The sequence below is a fragment of the Streptomyces rimosus subsp. rimosus genome (assembly GCF_000720725.1).
Lineage (GTDB): Bacteria > Actinomycetota > Actinomycetes > Streptomycetales > Streptomycetaceae > Streptomyces > Streptomyces rimosus_A.
The window spans coordinates 118,008-135,621 of sequence record NZ_JOCQ01000008.1 but is presented as its reverse complement, the minus strand read 5'-3'; the positions used below and the strand labels follow the sequence as shown (position 1 = coordinate 135,621).

Annotated in this window: 16 protein-coding genes; 3 read left to right on the top strand and 13 right to left on the bottom strand. The window is 72.7% G+C overall.

The window, feature by feature from the left end:
* Positions 1-40 precede the first annotated feature (40 nt).
* The 11 genes from IH45_RS0106655 to IH45_RS0106605 form a co-directional block, all read right to left on the bottom strand.
* Positions 41-808: an alpha/beta hydrolase family protein gene (locus tag IH45_RS0106655; RefSeq protein WP_030662838.1), complete on the bottom strand. Its 768-nt coding sequence runs from the start codon at positions 806-808 to the stop codon at positions 41-43.
* Positions 805-1,992 carry a kynureninase gene (gene kynU / locus IH45_RS0106650; RefSeq protein WP_030662835.1) on the bottom strand — a complete coding sequence of 396 codons (1,188 nt, stop codon included), beginning with the start codon at positions 1,990-1,992 and terminating at the stop codon, positions 805-807. The genes IH45_RS0106655 and kynU overlap by 4 nt, the downstream gene beginning before the upstream one ends.
* Positions 1,985-2,911 (bottom strand): tryptophan 2,3-dioxygenase family protein, encoded by a 927-nt coding sequence (locus tag IH45_RS0106645; RefSeq protein WP_030662832.1) that lies wholly within the window; start codon positions 2,909-2,911, stop codon positions 1,985-1,987. The genes kynU and IH45_RS0106645 overlap by 8 nt, the downstream gene beginning before the upstream one ends.
* A 223-nt stretch (positions 2,912-3,134) precedes the next feature.
* Positions 3,135-3,548, bottom strand: a complete 414-nt coding sequence (locus IH45_RS0106640; RefSeq protein WP_003979917.1) for a DUF3151 domain-containing protein — start codon at positions 3,546-3,548, stop codon at positions 3,135-3,137.
* A 641-nt stretch (positions 3,549-4,189) separates the two neighbouring features.
* Positions 4,190-5,212 (bottom strand): class II fructose-bisphosphate aldolase, encoded by a 1,023-nt coding sequence (fbaA, locus tag IH45_RS0106635; RefSeq protein ID WP_030662830.1) that lies wholly within the window; start codon positions 5,210-5,212, stop codon positions 4,190-4,192.
* A gap of 204 nt (positions 5,213-5,416) precedes the next feature.
* Complete coding sequence (gene pyrE, locus IH45_RS0106630) at positions 5,417-5,959, bottom strand: orotate phosphoribosyltransferase (RefSeq protein ID WP_003979919.1); 543 nt, start codon at positions 5,957-5,959, stop codon at positions 5,417-5,419.
* Positions 5,960-6,028: 69 nt separating this feature from the next.
* Positions 6,029-6,877: an aldose epimerase family protein gene (locus IH45_RS0106625; RefSeq protein WP_030662828.1), complete on the bottom strand. Its 849-nt coding sequence runs from the start codon at positions 6,875-6,877 to the stop codon at positions 6,029-6,031.
* 68 nt (positions 6,878-6,945) lie between these two features.
* Positions 6,946-7,710 carry an SRPBCC domain-containing protein gene (locus IH45_RS0106620; protein WP_030662826.1) on the bottom strand — a complete coding sequence of 255 codons (765 nt, stop codon included), beginning with the start codon at positions 7,708-7,710 and terminating at the stop codon, positions 6,946-6,948.
* Positions 7,711-7,849: 139 nt separating this feature from the next.
* Positions 7,850-9,601, bottom strand: coding sequence for a spermidine synthase (locus tag IH45_RS0106615; protein ID WP_030662824.1), 1,752 nt, complete (start codon positions 9,599-9,601; stop codon positions 7,850-7,852).
* A 148-nt stretch (positions 9,602-9,749) separates the two neighbouring features.
* Positions 9,750-10,268: a DUF2617 family protein gene (locus IH45_RS0106610; RefSeq protein ID WP_030662819.1), complete on the bottom strand. Its 519-nt coding sequence runs from the start codon at positions 10,266-10,268 to the stop codon at positions 9,750-9,752.
* A gap of 312 nt (positions 10,269-10,580) precedes the next feature.
* Positions 10,581-10,862: a hypothetical protein gene (locus IH45_RS0106605; protein WP_050514588.1), complete on the bottom strand. Its 282-nt coding sequence runs from the start codon at positions 10,860-10,862 to the stop codon at positions 10,581-10,583.
* A 266-nt stretch (positions 10,863-11,128) separates the two neighbouring features.
* Between IH45_RS0106605 and IH45_RS0106600 the strand changes: the two genes are divergently transcribed.
* The 3 genes from IH45_RS0106600 to IH45_RS0106590 all read left to right on the top strand — a co-directional run bounded on the left by IH45_RS0106600 (position 11,129) and on the right by IH45_RS0106590 (position 14,097).
* Positions 11,129-12,307 (top strand): pyridoxal phosphate-dependent aminotransferase, encoded by a 1,179-nt coding sequence (locus tag IH45_RS0106600; RefSeq protein ID WP_032916916.1) that lies wholly within the window; start codon positions 11,129-11,131, stop codon positions 12,305-12,307.
* 177 nt (positions 12,308-12,484) lie between these two features.
* Entirely contained in the window at positions 12,485-13,696 is a 1,212-nt protein-coding gene (locus IH45_RS0106595) for a hypothetical protein (protein ID WP_030662810.1), read from the top strand.
* A 125-nt stretch (positions 13,697-13,821) separates the two neighbouring features.
* The gene (locus IH45_RS0106590; protein WP_030662807.1) at positions 13,822-14,097 is read left to right on the top strand and encodes a hypothetical protein; all 276 of its coding nucleotides are present in this window, start codon (positions 13,822-13,824) and stop codon (positions 14,095-14,097) included.
* A gap of 89 nt (positions 14,098-14,186) precedes the next feature.
* On the opposite strand, the gene IH45_RS0106585 is transcribed toward IH45_RS0106590, so the two are convergent.
* Both IH45_RS0106585 and clpB read right to left on the bottom strand, forming a co-directional pair.
* On the bottom strand, positions 14,187-14,723 hold the full coding sequence (locus tag IH45_RS0106585) for a YbjN domain-containing protein (protein ID WP_030662805.1): 537 nt from the start codon (positions 14,721-14,723) through the stop codon (positions 14,187-14,189).
* 143 nt (positions 14,724-14,866) lie between these two features.
* Entirely contained in the window at positions 14,867-17,506 is a 2,640-nt protein-coding gene (gene clpB / locus IH45_RS0106580; protein WP_030662802.1) for an ATP-dependent chaperone ClpB, read from the bottom strand.
* Positions 17,507-17,614: the final 108 nt, after the last annotated feature.

The following is a 17,614-nucleotide window of genomic DNA, read 5'->3' as shown; positions in this document are numbered from 1 at the left end:
CGCGGGCGTCCCCTCCTGAGCGGATCTCCGGGCGTCCTCCTCAAGTACTACGGAGGGTGTCCAGGAGGACGCGGAAGGACGCGGTGCCGGGGGTGACGGGCGCGTAGTGCCCGGTTCCGGCCTGTTCGCGCAGCTCCGGTACGAGGCCGCCGGCGGCCTCGGCGGCCCGTACGTAGCGCCGGGACAGCTCCACGGGCACCTCGGCGTCCAGGGTGCCGTGCAGCACCGTCACGGGCACCGCGCCCGGCAGCCGCCGTACCGGGTCCGCGGCGGCGAGCCGGTCCGCCCACCCGGGCCCGGCGCCCAGGAACTCCGCCACCGCGGCGCCGCTCAGCCCCAGCTCGTGGGCGTGCGCGAGGTCGGCGACGGGGGCCAGGGCGACGATCCGCCGCGGCGCGCGCGGGCCGCGGCGGTCCGCCAGGAGCAGCGCGAGGTGCCCGCCCGCGGAGTGCCCGACGACGATCACGGGCCGCTCCAGGGCACCCATCGCCGCCGTCACGTCGTCGTACGTACGCGGCCAGCCTCCGCCCGCGCCCACGCGCCGGTACTCGGCGAGGGCGACGGGCAGCCCGTGCCGGGCCAGCTCGGCGGCGAGCGGCGACAGGTGCGTACGGTCGTACGCCGCGCGCCAGAACCCGCCGTGCAGCAACAGCACCACCGGGCCGTCGGACTCCGGGCCATCGGACTCCGGGCCGTACAGGTCGATCACCTGGTCCGGGTGCGGCCCGTACGCCTGTGTCGCGTCGGGCGCCACGGGCGCGAGGCCGAACAGCGCCGCCTCCTCGTCCCCGGCGCCCGCACCGCTCACTCCAGGACCTCGCCCAGCACCCGCGCGGCGCGCGCCACGTCCGCGAAGGACGTGTAGAGCGGGGTGAAGCCGAAGCGCAGCACGTCGGGGTGGCGGAAGTCGCCGATCACCCCGCGCCCGATCAGCTCCGTCATCACCTTGCCCGCGTCCGCGCAGGACAGGGCCACCTGGCTGCCGCGCAGCCGGTGCTCGCGCGGCGTCACGCAGCGCACCCGGCCCTCGGGTACGCCCGCCTCCACGCACTCCAGGAAGAAGTCGCCCAGCGCCAGGCTCTTGGCCCGTACGTCCTCGATGCGCACGCCGTCCCAGACGTCCAGGGCCGCTTCCAGGGCGAGCATCGACAGGATGTCCGGGGTGCCGACGCGGCCGCGGGTGATGCCGTCGGCCGGGGCGTACGCGGCGTCCATCCCGAAGGGCACCGCGTGCGAGTTCCAGCCGGGCAGCGGCGAGTCGAAGCAGGCCTGCAGTTCCTCGCGCACATACAGGTACGCGGGCGCGCCCGGACCGCCGTTGAGGTACTTGTACGTACAGCCCACCGCGAGGTCCACGCCGTGCGCGTCCAGCCGGACCGGTAGGGCGCCCGCGCTGTGGCACAGGTCCCAGACCGCCAGGGCCCCGGCCTCGTGCAGCGCGGCGGTGAGGCCGGGCAGGTCGTTGAGCCGGCCGGTGCGGTAGTCGACGTGGTTGACCAGCGCGAGCGCGGTACGCGGGCCGGCCTCGTCGGGAATCCGCTCGGCCGGCAGGGCGCGCAGCGTGCAGCCCGTCATGCGGGCCGCGGACTCGGCGATGTAGCCGTCGGTCGGGAACGACGCCTCGTCCGCCAGGATCTCGTCCCGGCCCTCGCCGGCCATCCGTACCGCGCCGACCACCGCCTTGAAGATGTTGACGCTGGTCGAGTCGCCGACGACCACCTGGCCCGGCGCGGCGCCCAGCAGCGGGGCGAGCCGGTCGCCGACCCGCTCGGGCGCGGTCCACCAGCCCGCTTCCTCCCAGGAGCGGATGCGCAGTTCGCCCCACTCGTGGGTGATCACGTCCGCGACCCGGCCGGGGACCTGGCGGGGCAGGGCGCCGAGCGAATTGCCGTCCAGGTACACGCATGCGTCGAGGACGAACTTCTCCCGTACGTGCCCGAGTTCGTCCTGCGCGTCCAGCGCCGCGGCCCGCTCCGCCGCCGCCTCATACATGGCTGCGCGCCGTCCACAGCTCGGGAAAAACGTTCTTGCTGGCCCGTTTCTCCAGCCAGGCCACCCCTGCCGAACCACCGGTGCCCATCTTGGCCCCCATCGCCCGCCGCGTCGCCACCAGGTGGTCGTTGCGCCAGCGCCACACCAGCTCCGCGACGTCCGTCAACGCCTCGCCCAGCCGCACCAGTTCACCGTCGCGCGGGCCCGCGTACACCTCGGCCCACACGGCCTCGACCCGCGCGTCCGGCTCGTACCGTGCCGTCACCTCGCGCTCCAGCACCTCGGTGGGTATCGCGTAGCCGCGGCGCGCCAGCAGCCGCAGCACCTCGTCCCACAGACTGGGCTCCTGGAGCGCCTTCTCCAACTCGGCGTACTCCCGCGGCGCGCCACGGTGCGGCACGAGCATCGACGCCGACTTCTCCCCCAGCAGGAACTCCAGCCGCCGGTACATCGCGGACTGGAACCCCGACCCCTCACCCAGCGCGCCCCGGAACGCGTTGAACTGCGTCGGCGTCAGCCGGGCCAGCGGCTTCCAGGCCGCGTTCAGCGCCTCCAGCTCGTACGTCGAGCGCTCCAGCGCCTCCATCGCCACCGCCAGATCGTCCCGGCGCAGCGCCTGGGCGGCGGTGTGCCACTCGTGTACGACGACGGTGAACCACAGCTCCATCACCTGCGTCGTGACCAGGAACGCCATTTCGCCCGGGTCGTCGGACAGCGGGTGCTGGAGGTGGGTGAGCACGTCCGCGTGGACGTAGTCCTCGTACGGGGTCGTGCGGATGCTTCCGATGCGGAGGTCGGGGGGCTGTGGGGTGGTGGACCCCTCCGGCTCGGTCCGGTCTGTCGGCTCGGCCCGGTCTGTCGGCTCGGCCTGGTCTGTCGGCTCGGCCGGTTCTTCCTGCGGGGCGGCTTGCTGCGACATGAGGAACTCCTCGATGTGCTGGCTTCCGGGTAGCGGTCCGCTCCTTCCCGTCGGCAAACGGAGCCCCGGTCCCCTCGGGCACGGACTCTCCCGGCCCAGTGGCATCATCCGTGCTCCACGGGTGGCGCGCAAGGGGCCGGCCGCGCGCGCGACGGGCCGGTCGCGCCTGCGCGACCGGCCCGCGTTTTCCCCCGGCCCGCAGCCGGAAACGCAGCTCAGCGCCTTACGAAAGGGTGTCCGCCGCCGTCGGCGACGAGTCACGCAGGAACGTCGTGCAGCGCTCGTACTCCTCCTGCTCACCGATCGCCTGCGCGGCGCGGGCGAGCGCGTGCAGAGCGCGCAGGAATCCGCGGTTGGGCTCGTGCTCGAACGGCACCGGCCCGTGCCCCTTCCAGCCGGCCCGGCGCAGGGCGTCCAGCCCCCGGTGGTAGCCGGTACGGGCATACGCGTACGACTCGACCGTACGCCCCGCCTGGAACGCGTCATCCGCGAGCTGCGCCCAGGCCAGCGAGGACGTCGGATACTTCGCCGCGACGTCCGTCGGCGCGGCCCCGGAAGCGAGGAGCTCGCGGGGCTCGGGGTCGTCGGGCAGTTCGGTCGGGGGTGGTCCCCCGAGGAGGTTTTCGTGAATGGCCATGGGTCCAGTATTCCGCTGTCGCGGGGCGTGGGGGTGACTGGCCCGCGCTCCGCGCGGATACGCATTGCCTGGTCTGTGGGGCGGGGGCGCGCAGGGGGCCAACTCCTCGGCACCGTGCACGGCGTCCAAAGGTTAATAGTGAACCAAGGGCACCCGGCTGCCTGCGGGGATGGCCCCCTACACGCCCCCTCCGGCCGGTTGGGCGTGTGCGGGCCGGTGGGGGGAGGGAAAAGAGACCTTGGTGCGCGCCCACCCTGTGGTCAAGCTCGCGCGTACGTAGCGCAGGCCGGGGGCGCCTCCACGTCATGCGTAAGCCACCGCTTGTGTCGTTTATGGGACCGCAGCCACGGCGGCGGGATAGCCGCAAACGGAGCGGGCTCGGGGACATACAGGGGTCTCCCCGCAGGCGACCGAGGCCCCGGATGCGAAGACCCACAAGGTCGCGTCCCCGGCAACGAGGAGTGACCCCTGTGTGGCCCCGAGCCCCACCCACCGGACCGACCGCGCAAGACGCGCACCCCCACCCGGCCCAACCGCGCCGCAGGCGCGAACCGCACCCCCACCCGGCCCAACCGCGCCGCAGGCGTCAAACGCACAAGGGCCCCGCGTTCACCCGAACGCGGGGCCTCACAACACCAGACTTACTTGATCTTGGTGCCGGTGGAGCGCAGGTTCGCGCACGCCTCGGTGACGCGCTTCGCCATGCCGGCCTCGGCCAGCTTGCCCCAGCTGCGCGGGTCGTAGGTCTTCTTGTTGCCGACGTCGCCGTCAACCTTGAGCACGCCGTCGTAGTTGCGGAACATGTGGTCCGCGATCGGCCGCGTGAACGCGTACTGCGTGTCCGTGTCGAGGTTCATCTTCACGACGCCGTTCTCCAGCGCCGTCGCGATCTCCTCGGCCGTGGAGCCGGAGCCGCCGTGGAAGACGAAGTCGAACGGCGAGGACTTGCCGTACTTCGCGCCGACGCCCTCCTGGAGGTCCTTCAGCAGCTCGGGGCGGAGCACGACGTTGCCCGGCTTGTAGACGCCGTGCACGTTGCCGAACGACGCCGCGAGCAGGTAGCGGCCCTTCTCGCCCAGACCCAGCGCCTCAGCGGTCCGCAGCGCGTCGTCGACGGTGGTGTACAGCTCGTCGTTGATCTCGTGGGTGACGCCGTCCTCCTCGCCACCGGTCGGGGTGATCTCGACCTCAAGGATGATCTTCGCGGCGGCGGCCTGGGCCAGCAGCTCCTGGGCGATGGAGAGGTTGTCGGCCAGGGTCTCGGCGGAGCCGTCCCACATGTGGGACTGGAACAGCGGGTTCTGGCCCTTGGCCACGCGCTGCTCGGAGACGGCCAGCAGCGGACGGACGTAGCCGTCCAGCTTGTCCTTGGGGCAGTGGTCGGTGTGCAGCGCGACGTTGATGTCGTACTTCTCGGCGACGATGTGCGCGAACTCGGCCAGTGCGACCGCGCCGGTCACCATGTCCTTGTTGTGCTGGCCGCCCAGGAACTCCGCGCCACCGGTCGAAATCTGGACGATGCCGTCGCTCTCGGCCTCGGCGAAACCACGCAGCGCTGCGTGCAGAGTCTGCGTCGAGGTCACGTTGATGGCCGGGTAGGCGAACTTGCCTGCCTTCGCCCGGTCCAGCATCTCGTTGTAGACCTCGGGAGTTGCGATGGGCATCTGTCCGCTCCTTGTGATGTGCGGGTGTGCGTTCTGGGCCCTGACCAGGGGGCGACGACATCGCCGTAGCTCATCTTCCCAGACTCGGCGGTTTGCTCCACATCCCGTACACGCCAGCCGCACGCAGACGGGTGGCCGGTTTCACGTGAAACCAACCACCCGTTTGCGATAAGCGCTGGTCAGCGCCGGGCCGATCGAATGGGCCTAGGCGAGGCCAAGGTCGCCGAGGCGGTACCCGGTGATGTACGGCAGACCCGCACCGGCGATGGCCGACTCCGCCCCGCGGTCCACGATCGTGGCGACCGCGACCACCTCCGCACCCGCCTCGCGGGCCGCCTCGACGGCGGTCAGCGGCGAGCCACCGGTGGTGGAGGTGTCCTCGACCACCAGGACCCGGCGGCCCTTGATGTCCGGCCCCTCGATCCGCCGCTGCATGCCGTGCGTCTTCTGCGCCTTGCGTACGACGAACGCGTCCAGCCGCCGGCCGCGCGCCGCGGCGGCGTGCAGCATCGAGGCCGCGACCGGGTCGGCGCCCAGCGTGAGCCCGCCGACCGCGTCGTAGTCCAGGTCGGCGGTGATGTCCAGCATCAGCTGCCCGACGAGGGGCGCGGCCGCACCGTCGAGGGTGATCCGGCGCAGGTCGATGTAGTAATCGGCCTCCTTGCCGGAGGAGAGCGTCACCTTGCCGTGCACCACGGCCTTGTCCTTGATCTGCTGCAGCAGATCGCCGCGTACGTCGTCAGTCATGTGCATGAGCTTAGAAGGTGGCCGGGGGCGCGGCCCGACGCCGGTCGCCGGGGCCGGGCCACGAGGCGGTTATGACAGCGTGCGCCAGGTCCACGTCGTGGAGATCTCCAGCGGGTCGATGGGGGTGACCAGGCGCGGCAGCGTGTTGAGGCCGTTCGGCGGGCCGGACTGCGGCTCCACGCAGACCGCCGCCTCCTGCTCGTCGTAGACCACCACCCATTCGGCGCGGCTGGTGACCTTCAGCTCCAGCCGGCCCGGCCAGGTGAGGGTCACGTCCACGCCGTCCGGCATGCCGAAGCAGTCGTCCCAGGGGCCGGGCCGCGGGTCGATGCGCTGTCCGGTGGGCAGGTGGTCCGCGCCGCGTTCCTCCTGCCAGGCGGCCGAGAAGTCGATCCGTACGTCCTCGCTCTGCCGCCCTTCCTCACCGAGCCGGCGCAGGAACCACGGGTGCCAGCCCGCCTGGGCCGGGAAGGAGTCGGCACTCGCCTCGATGCCCATGGTCAGGGTGAGCGATCCGCCGTCCTCCGCCAGCTCGACCAGCTGGGTGACGCGCCCCGGGTACGGCCAGGGGGCGGCGCCCGGGTCGAGGAGGTCGTAGGTGAAAGTGGCACTGGCGGTGTCCGCGCGCGCCGTCTTCCAGGCGACGTCGCGGCCGGTGCCGTGGATCGCGTGCGGCGGGGAGTTGAGCGGCATCTGGTGGAGCTCGCCGCCGTTGCGGAACCGCCCTCCGTCGATCCGGCCGCACCACGGCACCATCGGGAAGGAACCGTACTTGGCGCCCTGCCGCAGCACTTCCGTACCGCCGATGCGCAGGCTCGCGAGCCGGCAGCCGTTGGCCGGGTCCACGGTCACTTCGGTGTCGCCGGCGGCCAGCAGCACCTGCCCCGGCGAGGCGTTTCGCGTGTCGTTGTCACTCACGGTCCGACCCTAACGGGGAGCCGGTACGGGACGGCGGCGCGCCGGGCGCGGGTCGCGGAGCCGAGCACTCAGCGACGCCGCCGCAGCACCCTTCCCACCACGACCGCCGACGCCAGCGCCAGCGCCGCGGCCGGGGCCGCCCAGCGCAGGGTGGCGGAGGTGGTCGCCGACTGCGGCGCGGGGACCGGTGCGTACCGGCCGCGCGGCGGCGCGTGGTCGACCTCCTCGGCGCTGCGCCCGATCATCGTGCGGCGCGCGTGCGCAGCCTCGGCGGGCACGGCGCCGTCCTGGTCGTCGTCGGCGAGCGGGTCCAGCGACGGGGGCGGGACCTCGGCGTCGAAGACGCCCTGTGCGGCGGGCGGCGCGTCGGCGTCCCGCTCGCCGGCCGGGTTGTCCGTGAGGTCCGCCGCGAGGTTGGCCGCGAAGCGGTCCAGGACGCGGCGGCCGGCGGACTCGGCCGCCTGGTCGGTGGCCTCCGCGAGGCGGCCGGTGCTGGTGACCGTGCCGGTGCAGCTCAGGGCAGTGGCACCGGTGTCGTCGGGCGCGGTGGCGAGCCGTACGGTCAGGGACAGCTCGGCGGAGCCGTCGCCGCGGGACTCGATGCCGCTCGCCTCGACGGTGACCGTGTCGGCGCCGTGGACGGTGACGGTCAGCGTGCCGCGGTAGGTGATGGTGGAACTGCCGATGCGCAGCCGCAGCCGCCCGCCGGGGGTGCCGGGATCCGCGTCGGCGTCGAGTTGGCATCCGGGGATGCAGCGCGCCACGCGCTCCGGCTCGGTCAGCGCCTGCCGTACGGTCTCGACGGGAAACGGAACGTACACCTCGTGCTCCATGGCTAAGGAGCCTACCCAGCCCTTCCGGCACACGTGCCCGGTCCGGCACCAATTTTCTCCTGGCCCGGTGGTGTGCCGCCGGTCCGCCGGCCCTTCGGCAGGCCGCGGCCCGGGCCCGCACCGGCCTGCCGGGCAGGTGTCAGTCCAGGTGCCGCGGATGCATCAAGGTGGACGGCGGCAGGCCGCCGATGCGGTCGTGGCGGGCGGCGCGCCCGGCGGCCCGCAGTCCGTCGCGCGTCAGCGAGCGCAGCGCGGGCGTGTCCGGCGCCAGGTCCAGGCGCGGTGTCCGGCGTGCGGCGAGGACGAAGCCCCAGCAGCAGTCGGCCCCGCCGGTGCCGTGCGGAGCGGGTGCGCAGGAGCGTTCCGCCGCATCGTTTTGCCCGGTGAACCGCCCCGGAATCCGGTACGGGGCGGTCCGCAGGCCCGCTGCCCGTACGGTCGCGTCCACCGTCCAGTACGAGCGCGGCCGGACCAGTGGCTCCCCGGCGTGCACCACCAGCCGGCCGCCCTCGGCCAGCGCGCGGGCCGCGAGGCCGTAGAACTCCTGGGAGTAGAGCTTGGTACTGGCCTGGCTGCCCGGGTCGGGCAGGTCGGCGACGATGACGTCGTACGGGCCGCCGTCGCGGGCCGCGCCGCCCCGCCGCAGCCACTCGAACACGTCGCCCGGGACGACCCGTACCCGCGGATCGTTCAGCGCGTGCCCGTTGAGCGCCGACAGCCCCGGGTCCGTACGGGCCAGCCGGGTCACGCCCGGGTCCGGTTCGACGACCGTCACGGATACCACTCCGTGACAGCGCAGCACTTCTCGCGCGGCGAGCCCGTCACCGCCGCCCAGCACCAGCACCCGGCGGTGCGGGCCGCCGGACATGGCCGGGTGCACCAGCCCTTCGTGGTACGGGAATCCGTCGCCCGCGCTGGCCCGCAGCCGCCCGTCCAGGTAGAGCCCGAGCGGCCCGCCCGTGCCGCCGGCCCCCGCCGCCTGCCGTTCCGGCCTGGCCGCGCCACGGCCCGAACTGTCCCGGTGGTCGAGCGCGCCGGTACGCCCCGTGGCGTCCGGCCCCGTACCGCCGGTGATCACCACCTCCTGCACGCCGGTACGGACCGCGACCCGCGCCGCCGAGCCGTACACCGCGTCCCGCGCGGCCCGTTCGAAGGGGGAGACCAGCACCGTCCCGACGGCGAGCAGCGCCAGCACCAGGACGTTGGCGAGGACCAGCGCCCAACGCGCCCGCACGGACAGGTCGCTGCGGAAGAGCCACAGCACCAGCCCGCCCCCGGCCACCGCGTTGACCGACCCGGTGAGCAGGGCACCGGAGACCTGGCCCAGCAGGGGCAGCAGCAGGAAGGGGAAGGCCAGGCCGCCGACCAGCGCGCCGACGTAGTCCGCGGCGAACAGGTCGGCCACCGCGCCGCCCGCGTCCTGGCGGCGGACCCGCTGGATCAGCGTCATCAGCAGCGGCACCTCGGCGCCGATGAGCATGCCGATGGCCAGGGAGAAGCCGACCAGGACGGAGCGGGACTGGCCGAACCAGGCGTAACAGGCGTAGAGCGCCATCGCGGAGAAGCCGCCGACCAGCGCGAGGCCCGCCTCCAGCGCGCCGAAGCCGACGGCGGCCCGGCAGCGCAGCCGCTTGGCGAGCAGCGAACCGATGCCCATCGCGAAGACCATGACGGACAGCACGACGGAGGCCTGGGTGACCGAGTCACCGGTCAGGTAGGAGGAGAGGGCGACCAGTTCGAGTTCGTAGACGATGCCGCAGGCGGCGCAGACGAAGACGGTGGCCAGGACGAGCAGCCGGCCGATCCCGGCGGGTACGGGCAGTCGCGCCGGACCTATGGCCTCCGGCGGGTCGGGCGAACCGCGGTGGACGGGATCAGGCGGGTCGATCATGCCGTGAACGCTACGTGACGCCAGGATGGCCCTACGTCACCCACACGAGCGTAGTGCGCCTTCTACACGGGCGACTTGGCGCACTCCGGCCCCGGCGTCCGGCGCGCGCACCGGCCCGCGGACCGGCCGGGAACCGCGGGCCGGACCGTCACAGCGCCGCCGTCATCCGTACGCCCACCCGCGTACGCGTCGCGACCAGGCGCCCCTCCTGCGGGTAGGCGTGCCACGTGCGCCAGCGCACCTGCCCGTCCTCGCGCTGCGCCAGCATCGCGGTGAAGGCGTGCGGCGAGCCCGGGAACGTTCCGGCAAGGCCGTGGGGGTGTTCGGCGACCAGGGCGAGCAACTCCTGTGCACGCCCGGCGAACGAGCCGTGCGAGAGCGTCTCGACGTGCGCCGCGAATTCGTACTCCCAGTCGCCGATGCGTTTCGCCACGCCCAGCGGGAGCGGGGTGCTGCTGCCGGGTATGCAGGCGACCGTTTCGGAGCAGGTCCCGTGCTCCTCCTCCAGCAGCACCTGATGGGAGGCCCCGAGCAGCCTCAACTGCACGTGGGCCGCGGCGAGTTCCAGGTCGAGCACGGCGAGGGCGGGCTGCGGCTCCCTGCCCAGCGCCCAGGCCAGGTCGCAGGCGCGGGTATCGGTGTAGGCCGTTTTGAGGGTCGTGAGCATGGGTCGGCTCCGCAAGCACGCAGTGGATGGTGGGCCGGCCTGCCCCGGAGACGGGATCAGGTGGTGACTGTCTGCCGGCTCGTGCCCACGTGGGGTCCGAGAACTGGGATTCTCTAGGGAGAGGGAATCATGAAAAGAGCGGGGCCCACAGCGTTTTTACCCAGCTTCGTAGGGTTTCCATCCCTCAGAGGGCTACTCAGTTCAGTTGTTCAACATCCCACCGCCCAGCGGGGGTTGACCCCACCGGGCGCATATGCGGACCTGCATGGGCCCCGTGCATGTGGACGGGGCAACAACGCATCAGGAAACGCGTCAGGAACTGCCGCAACCCCCGCCACCACCGCAGGACGAGGAGGAGTGTCCGCCGCCCCCGCAGGAGGAGTGCCCACCGCTTCCGCAGGAGCCGAGCCCGCCGCCGGAGTGGCCGTGGTGGTGTCCGCCGCTCAGCCCCGGATCACCGGCCACCCACCAGCCGGTGCCGTCCCGGCTGCCCTTGCCGAGGCTGCGGCGCCCGCCGTCGCGGCTCTGCGCCGCCGTGGCCACCAGCGCCGCGACCACCCCACAGATCACCAGGAAGACCACGAAGCCCATCATCGCCCCACACTCCTTTCCGTCCCCCGAAGCGAGGCACCCGCCCCGGCGCCGCCGCTTCCGGCGGGCCCGGAGCCCTGTCGTACGTGTCCTGCGATCCCTCTCCGATCCGCGCTGATCCACTCCGGTGCGCCCGGCCCGCCTTCCGGGCGGTCCGCCTTCCGGGCGGTCCGCACCGCGTCGGTTCCGTCGGCGGGGCTCATGCCCCGGCCCCACCGGGCCCAAAGCACAGTTGAGGAAGTCCAGAGGTTCGGCGGAGGATGGCGGGCATGTCACGACCGCTGCTCAACCGCCGCCTCGCGGAGTTCGGTACGACGATCTTCGCCGAGATGTCCGCGCTCGCCGTACGCACCGGATCGATCAACCTGGGCCAGGGCTTCCCCGACACCGACGGGCCGGAGGAGGTCAGGGAGGCGGCGGTCCGCGCACTGCGCGACGGCCGCGGCAACCAGTACCCGCCCGGCCCCGGCGTCCCCGAACTGCGCGCCGCCGTCGCCGCCCATCAGTACCGCTTCTACGGCCACCTCGGCGTCGGGTACGACCCCGACACCGAGGTCCTGGTCACCGCGGGCGCCACCGAGGCCATCGCCGCCTCGCTGCTCGCCCTCCTGGAGCCCGGCGACGAAGTGATCGCGCTGGAGCCGTACTACGACTCCTACGCCGCGTGCATCGCGATGGCGGGCGGCACCCGCGTCCCGGTGACGCTGCGCCCGTCCGCCGAGGACGGCACGTACGCCCTCGACCTCGACGAGCTGCGCGACGCCATCACCGACCGCACCCGCCTCATCCTCCTCAACACGCCCCACAACCCCACCGGCACCGTCCTCGACCGCGCCGAACTCACCGAGATCGCCCGCCTCGCCTGTGAGCGCGACCTGCTGGTGATCACCGACGAGGTCTACGAACACCTCGTCTACGAGGGCGAGCACATTCCGCTGGCGTCCCTGCCCGGCATGCGCGAGCGCACCGTCACCATCGGCTCGGCCGGCAAGACCTTCTCCTTCACCGGCTGGAAGGTCGGCTGGGTCACCGCGAGCCCGGAGCTGGTCGGCGCCGTCCGCTCGGCCAAGCAGTTCCTCACGTACGTCTCCGCGGGGCCGTTCCAGTACGCGGTCGCCGAGGCCCTGGCACTGCCGGACAGCTACTACACCGGGCTGCGGGACGATCTGCGCGCCAAGCGGGACCTGCTGGCCGACGGCCTCGCCGCCGCCGGTTTCCGCGTCTTCCGCCCCTCGGGCACGTACTTCGTCACCACCGACATCCGCCCCCTCGGCGAGGAGGACGGCTTCGCCTTCTGCCGCGCCCTCCCCGAGCGCGCGGGCGTCGTGGCCATCCCCAACGCCGTCTTCTACGACCACCAGGACCAGGGCGCCCCGTACGTCCGGTTCGCGTTCTGCAAGCAGGAGAAGGTCCTCCAGGAAGCGGTCGACCGCCTCCGCGCCCTCTGAAGCGGACGCCCTCCCGCAGCCCTCTGCCCGCGGCCCCCTGCCCGCGACCCCTGTACGCCACCCGGTCGGCCTACAGGGGTCGCGTGCCGCGTGGGCGGCGCAGAGAGTCGTGGTGTCGGGGTGCGCGGGGCGCGTGGCCCCGGCGGGTGGCCGCCGCGCGCGTACCGGAGGTGTTTCGTGTCCGCCGAGACCGTCGACACCGCGGCCGCCGCAGCGCCACGGCCCGGCTCCGTACGCGTGCACGTCCGGGCCGCGCTGCGCCGTGCGGCCCCCGCCCTCGCCCTGTTCGCGGCCGTCCGCCTCGCGGGGGCCGTGTGCACGGCGCTGTGGGCCTGGCACACCGGCCGCCACCCGCGCAACCTGCTCGGCGCGACCTGGGACTCCAACTGGTACCTGAGCGTGGCCCGGTACGGCTACGGCTCCCCGACGCCGCACCGCATGTGGCCCCCGGACCCCCTCGCCGACCTGGCGTTCTTCCCCTTGTTCCCGGGGCTGATCCGCGGCGTCTCCACCGCCTTGCCGGTCGGCGCGCTCAGCGCCGGGCTGCTGCTCGCGTGGACGGCCGCCGCCGTGGCCGCCTGGGGGATCTTCGCGGTCGGCGCGCACCTCTACGGGCGGCGCGCCGGTACGTTCCTGGTGGTGCTGTGGGCGCTGCTGCCGCACGCGGTCATCGAGTCGCTGAGCTATACGGAGCCGCTGCTCACCGCGCTGGCCGCGTGGGCCCTGTACGCGCTGCTCACCGACCGCCCGCTGTGGGCCGGGGCACTGGCGGTCCTGGCCGGTCTGGCACGGCCGAACGGCCTCGCGGTCGCCGCGGCGGTCCTGGTGGTGGTGGCTGTACGGGCCTGGCGGCGCGGCAGGGACGGCCCCGTACAGCGGCAGAGGCGTCCCCTCTGGCAGTACTGGGCAGCGGCCCTGATCGCCCCCACGGGCTGGCTCGGATACGTCCTATGGGTGGGGGTGCGCACTGGCGCGGGGCCGCGCGGCTACTTCCAGGTGCAGGAGATCTGGGGGACGCGTTTCGACTTCGGCCAGGGCACCCTGCGGACCGTGAAGCGGCTGTTCCTGCACGACGCGCCGCTGGTGCAGTACATGACGGCGGCCGTGATCGCCGTGGCGCTGCTGCTGCTCATACTCATGGTGCTGGACCGGCCGCCGCTGCCGCTGCTCGTCTACACCGCCGTACTGGTGGCCATGGCCCTAGGCGGCACCGGCTACTTCCCGTCCAAGCCGCGGTTCCTGCTGCCGGCTTTCCCGCTGCTCTTCCCCGCGGCCGTCGCACTCGCCCGCGCCCGCCCGCGCGCCGTCGTCCTGACAGCGGGCTCGCTGGCCGCGCTCTCCCTCGGCTACGGCCTGTACCTGCTGACCATGGCACCCGAGCCGCTGTGAACAGGTCACCGCAATGGCGGCAGCCAGGAGGGCAGACGGCCTCCGCGGTGCGTTCATGAATGAGGGAACTGCAACCGCACCCCATTGCCATGACGTACTCGGGGAATCCTCCGAAAGGATCTGCGATGCCCAAGCGTCTCGCTGCCACCCTCAGCTGTCTCGCCCTCGCCCTCGGCGGTGCGGCGGCCATTGCCCCGGCCGCCCAGGCCACCCCGCAGAGCTGCTTCTACTACGTGCTGGAACAGCGTCCCGGCACGGACGAAGACGTGGCCGAACGAGCCTGCCGCATCGGCGGCAGGGGCGGACCGGAGAACTTCCGCGCCTGCTACGCCGAGCTGCGGAGGGATTATGTCCCCGCGGTGGTGGCCGGCGAAGCCTGCCGACGCGCGGCCCGGGGCTGACGGCACGCGGCGAAACTGCCCGGAAACGGCAACGGGCCCCGGAGCACCTCGCTCCGGGGCCCGTCGGCGCCTGCGGCCGGGCGGAGGGCTTACGCCTCCTCGTCACCCGGCTTCGCGTCGCCGTCACCCTCGATCTCGGCCTCCAGGCCGAGCTGCTCGACGATCCACTTGTCGAACTCGATCGACGCGCGGACCCAGCTGACCGTGCTCGACACGAAGTGTTCGAGCGCGACGCCGGTACCGATCAGCATCGACGCCTCGCCGATCAGGCGGACCGTGCCGTCGTCATGGGTGTGGGTGTAGGCCTTGGGCCACAGCGTCCGGCGGTTCCAGTCGTCGAGCGCCTCCAGCAGCTTCGGCTTGTCGTCGATGCCGTGCGGGCGGTCGTAGAACGTGCGGACGGAGAAGATCTGCTGCTCCTCCTCGCCGCGGAACATGAAGTACGTGCGGAACTGCTCCCACGGGGCGGCGAGGTCACCCTCGTCGTCGACTACGTACTTCAGCTCCATCTGGTCGAGGAGCTGCTTGACCAGGTCCTGGTCGGGCAGGACGGGACCATCAGGCCCCGACGGCTGCGGTTCGGGCTGGCCCCCGAAATTCGGGATCGAGGACGGGTCGATGCTCACCGTGGAATTCCCTTCGTATGGTCCTCGCCATCCTCCCCCATCCCGGCCCCGTCCTGGCAAGCCCGCCGCCGTCTCTCCGCTGTGGGCCGAACCGGCCGGCGGATCGGACGGCGGCGGGCCCGCCGCGACCGCTCCGGTGCGCCTTACCGTACGGGGCCGACGGTCAGCGACCGGCCGTCCTCGGCGACATCCACCCGTACGGTGTCGCCGTCCAGCACCTCGCCCGACAGGATCGCCTTGGCGAGCCGGTCGCCGATGGCCGTCTGGACCAGGCGGCGCAGCGGTCGGGCGCCGTAGGAGAGGTCCGGGGCAGTCTGCGGCTGGTCCACGACCGGTTCCTGGCCGAGCCAGGCGAGCCAGGTCAGGGCGCGGTCGGTGACGTCCAGCGTCAGCCTGCGGTCGGCGAGCCGGCGTTGCAGGTGGCCGATCTGGATGCCCGCGATCCGCTGGAGCTGGTCGGTGCCGAGCGGGTGGAAGACCACCAGGTCGTCCAGCCGGTTCAGGAACTCGGGCCGGAAGGACGACCGGACCGTCTCCAGGACCTTCTCCTTCTTCTGGTCCTCCTTCAGCAGCGGGTCCATCAGGAAGGTGGAGCCCAGGTTGGAGGTCAGGATCAGGATCGTGTTGCGGAAGTCCACCGTGCGGCCCTGGCCGTCGGTGAGCCGGCCGTCGTCCAGCACCTGGAGCAGTACGTCGAAGACCTCGTGGTGCGCCTTCTCCACCTCGTCCAGCAGGACGACGCTGTACGGACGGCGGCGCACCGCCTCGGTGAGCTGGCCGCCCTCCTCGTAACCGACGTAGCCGGGCGGGGCGCCGACCAGCCGGGCCACGCTGTGCTTCTCGCCGTACTCGCTCATGTCGATACGGACCATCGCCCGCTCGTCGTCGAAGAGGAAGTCCGCGAGCGCCTTGGCCAGCTCGGTCTTGCCGACGCCGGTCGGGCCGAGGAAGAGGAACGAGCCGGTCGGGCGGTCCGGGTCGGCGATGCCGGCGCGGGTGCGGCGCACCGCGTCGGACACCGCCCGTACGGCCTCGGCCTGGCCGATCAGCCGCTTGCCCAGCTCGTCCTCCATGCGCAGCAGCTTCTGCGTCTCGCCCTCCAGCAGGCGCCCGGCCGGAATGCCGGTCCAGGAGCCGACCACGTCCGCGATGTCGTCCGGGCCGACCTCCTCCTTGACCATCGACGCCTTGGCGTCGGCGGACGCCTCCTGCTCGGCCTCGGCCGCCGCGGCCTCCTCCAGCTCCCGCTCCAGGCCCGGGATCTCCCCGTACAGCAGCTTGGAGGCGGTGTCGAAGTCGCCGTCGCGCTGGGCGCGCTCGGCCTGGCCGCGCAGCTCGTCCAGCTTCTCCTTCAGCTCGCCGAGGCGGTTGAGGCCCTGCTTCTCCTTCTCCCAGCGGGCGGTCAGGCCGCGCAGCTCCTCCTCCTTGTCGGCGAGGTCCTTGCGCAGCTTCTCCAGGCGCTGCACGGAGCCGGCGTCGGTCTCGTTCTTGAGCGCCAGCTCCTCCATGCGCAGCCGGTCGACGGCGCGCTGCAGCTCGTCGATCTCCACGGGCGAGGAGTCGATCTCCATACGGAGGCGGGAGGCCGCCTCGTCCACGAGGTCGATGGCCTTGTCCGGCAGGAAGCGCGAGGTGATGTAGCGGTCGGAGAGGGTCGCGGCGGCGACCAGCGCGGAGTCCGCGATCTGCACCTTGTGGTGCGCCTCGTACCGGCCCTTGAGGCCGCGCAGGATCGCGACGGTGTCCTCGACGGTCGGCTCGGCGACCAGCACCTGCTGGAAGCGCCGCTCCAGCGCCGGGTCCTTCTCGATGCGCTCGCGGTACTCGTCCAGGGTCGTGGCGCCGACCATCCGCAGCTCGCCACGGGCCAGCATCGGCTTGAGCATGTTGCCCGCGTCCATCGCGGAGTCGCCGCCCGCGCCGGTGCCGACGACGGTGTGCAGCTCGTCGATGAAGGTGATGATCTGGCCGTCGCTGGACTTGATCTCCGCGAGGACGGTCTTGAGCCGCTCCTCGAACTCGCCGCGGTACTTCGCGCCCGCCACCATCGCGCCCAGGTCCAGCGCCACCAGCCGCTTGTCGCGCAGCGACTCGGGGACGTCGCCCTTCACTATCCGCTGCGCCAGGCCCTCGACCACGGCTGTCTTGCCGACACCGGGCTCGCCGATGAGCACCGGGTTGTTCTTCGTACGCCGCGAGAGCACCTGCACCACGCGGCGGATCTCCTGGTCACGGCCGATGACCGGGTCGAGCTTGCCCTCGCGGGCCGCCGCCGTGAAGTCCGTGCCGAACTTCTCCAGCGCCTTGTACGTGCCCTCCGGGTCCGGGCTGGTCACCCGCCGGCCGCCCCGGCTGTCCTCGAAGGCGCTCAGCAGCTTCTTGGCCGTGGCGCCCTGCTCCGCCAGCAGCTCGCCGGTGCGGCCGCCCTTGGCGGCGATGCCGATGAGCAGGTGCTCGGTGGAGATGAAGTCGTCGCCCAGCTCCTTGGCGCGCTGCGCGGCGTCGGCGATCACGGCCAGCGTGTCGCGGTCCGGCTGCGGCGGTGCGACGGTCGAGCCCTGCACGCTGGGCCGGGCGGCCAGCTGGCGTTCGGCGCCGGAGCGCAGCGCGACGGCGTCCGCCTCGACGGCCGCCAGCAGGTCGGTGACGTTCTCGTTGTCCGCGCCGGCGAGGAGGGCGAGCAGCAGGTGCGCGGGGGTCATGTCCGCGTGTCCCGCCGTCACCGCCCGCTCGTTGGCGGCGCTCAGCGCCTCACGGCTCTTGTTGGTCAGCTCGGCGTCCACTCGGCCGCTCCTCCTTGTGCTCAGATGCCTGGTCGGTCTGCCCTGGTCGGTTGTGCCCGTCGGCGCCGCGGCGCGCGGCGAACCTGCTCAGCTCAACATGCGATAAGT

What these genes read in the sequence shown, in the direction of transcription:
- kynU (WP_030662835.1), bottom strand. Translation starts at nt 1,992, where the DNA reads ATGTATGAGGCGGCGGCGGAGCGGGCCGCGGCGCTGGACGCGCAGGAC.
- IH45_RS0106645 (WP_030662832.1), bottom strand. Translation starts at nt 2,911, where the DNA reads ATGTCGCAGCAAGCCGCCCCGCAGGAAGAACCGGCCGAGCCGACAGAC.
- IH45_RS0106640 (WP_003979917.1), bottom strand. Translation starts at nt 3,548, where the DNA reads ATGGCCATTCACGAAAACCTCCTCGGGGGACCACCCCCGACCGAACTG.
- fbaA (WP_030662830.1), bottom strand. Translation starts at nt 5,212, where the DNA reads ATGCCCATCGCAACTCCCGAGGTCTACAACGAGATGCTGGACCGGGCG.
- pyrE (WP_003979919.1), bottom strand. Translation starts at nt 5,959, where the DNA reads ATGACTGACGACGTACGCGGCGATCTGCTGCAGCAGATCAAGGACAAG.
- IH45_RS0106620 (WP_030662826.1), bottom strand. Translation starts at nt 7,710, where the DNA reads ATGGAGCACGAGGTGTACGTTCCGTTTCCCGTCGAGACCGTACGGCAG.
- IH45_RS0106615 (WP_030662824.1), bottom strand. Translation starts at nt 9,601, where the DNA reads ATGATCGACCCGCCTGATCCCGTCCACCGCGGTTCGCCCGACCCGCCG.
- IH45_RS0106610 (WP_030662819.1), bottom strand. Translation starts at nt 10,268, where the DNA reads ATGCTCACGACCCTCAAAACGGCCTACACCGATACCCGCGCCTGCGAC.
- IH45_RS0106605 (WP_050514588.1), bottom strand. Translation starts at nt 10,862, where the DNA reads ATGATGGGCTTCGTGGTCTTCCTGGTGATCTGTGGGGTGGTCGCGGCG.
- IH45_RS0106600 (WP_032916916.1), top strand. Translation starts at nt 11,129, where the DNA reads ATGTCACGACCGCTGCTCAACCGCCGCCTCGCGGAGTTCGGTACGACG.
- IH45_RS0106590 (WP_030662807.1), top strand. Translation starts at nt 13,822, where the DNA reads ATGCCCAAGCGTCTCGCTGCCACCCTCAGCTGTCTCGCCCTCGCCCTC.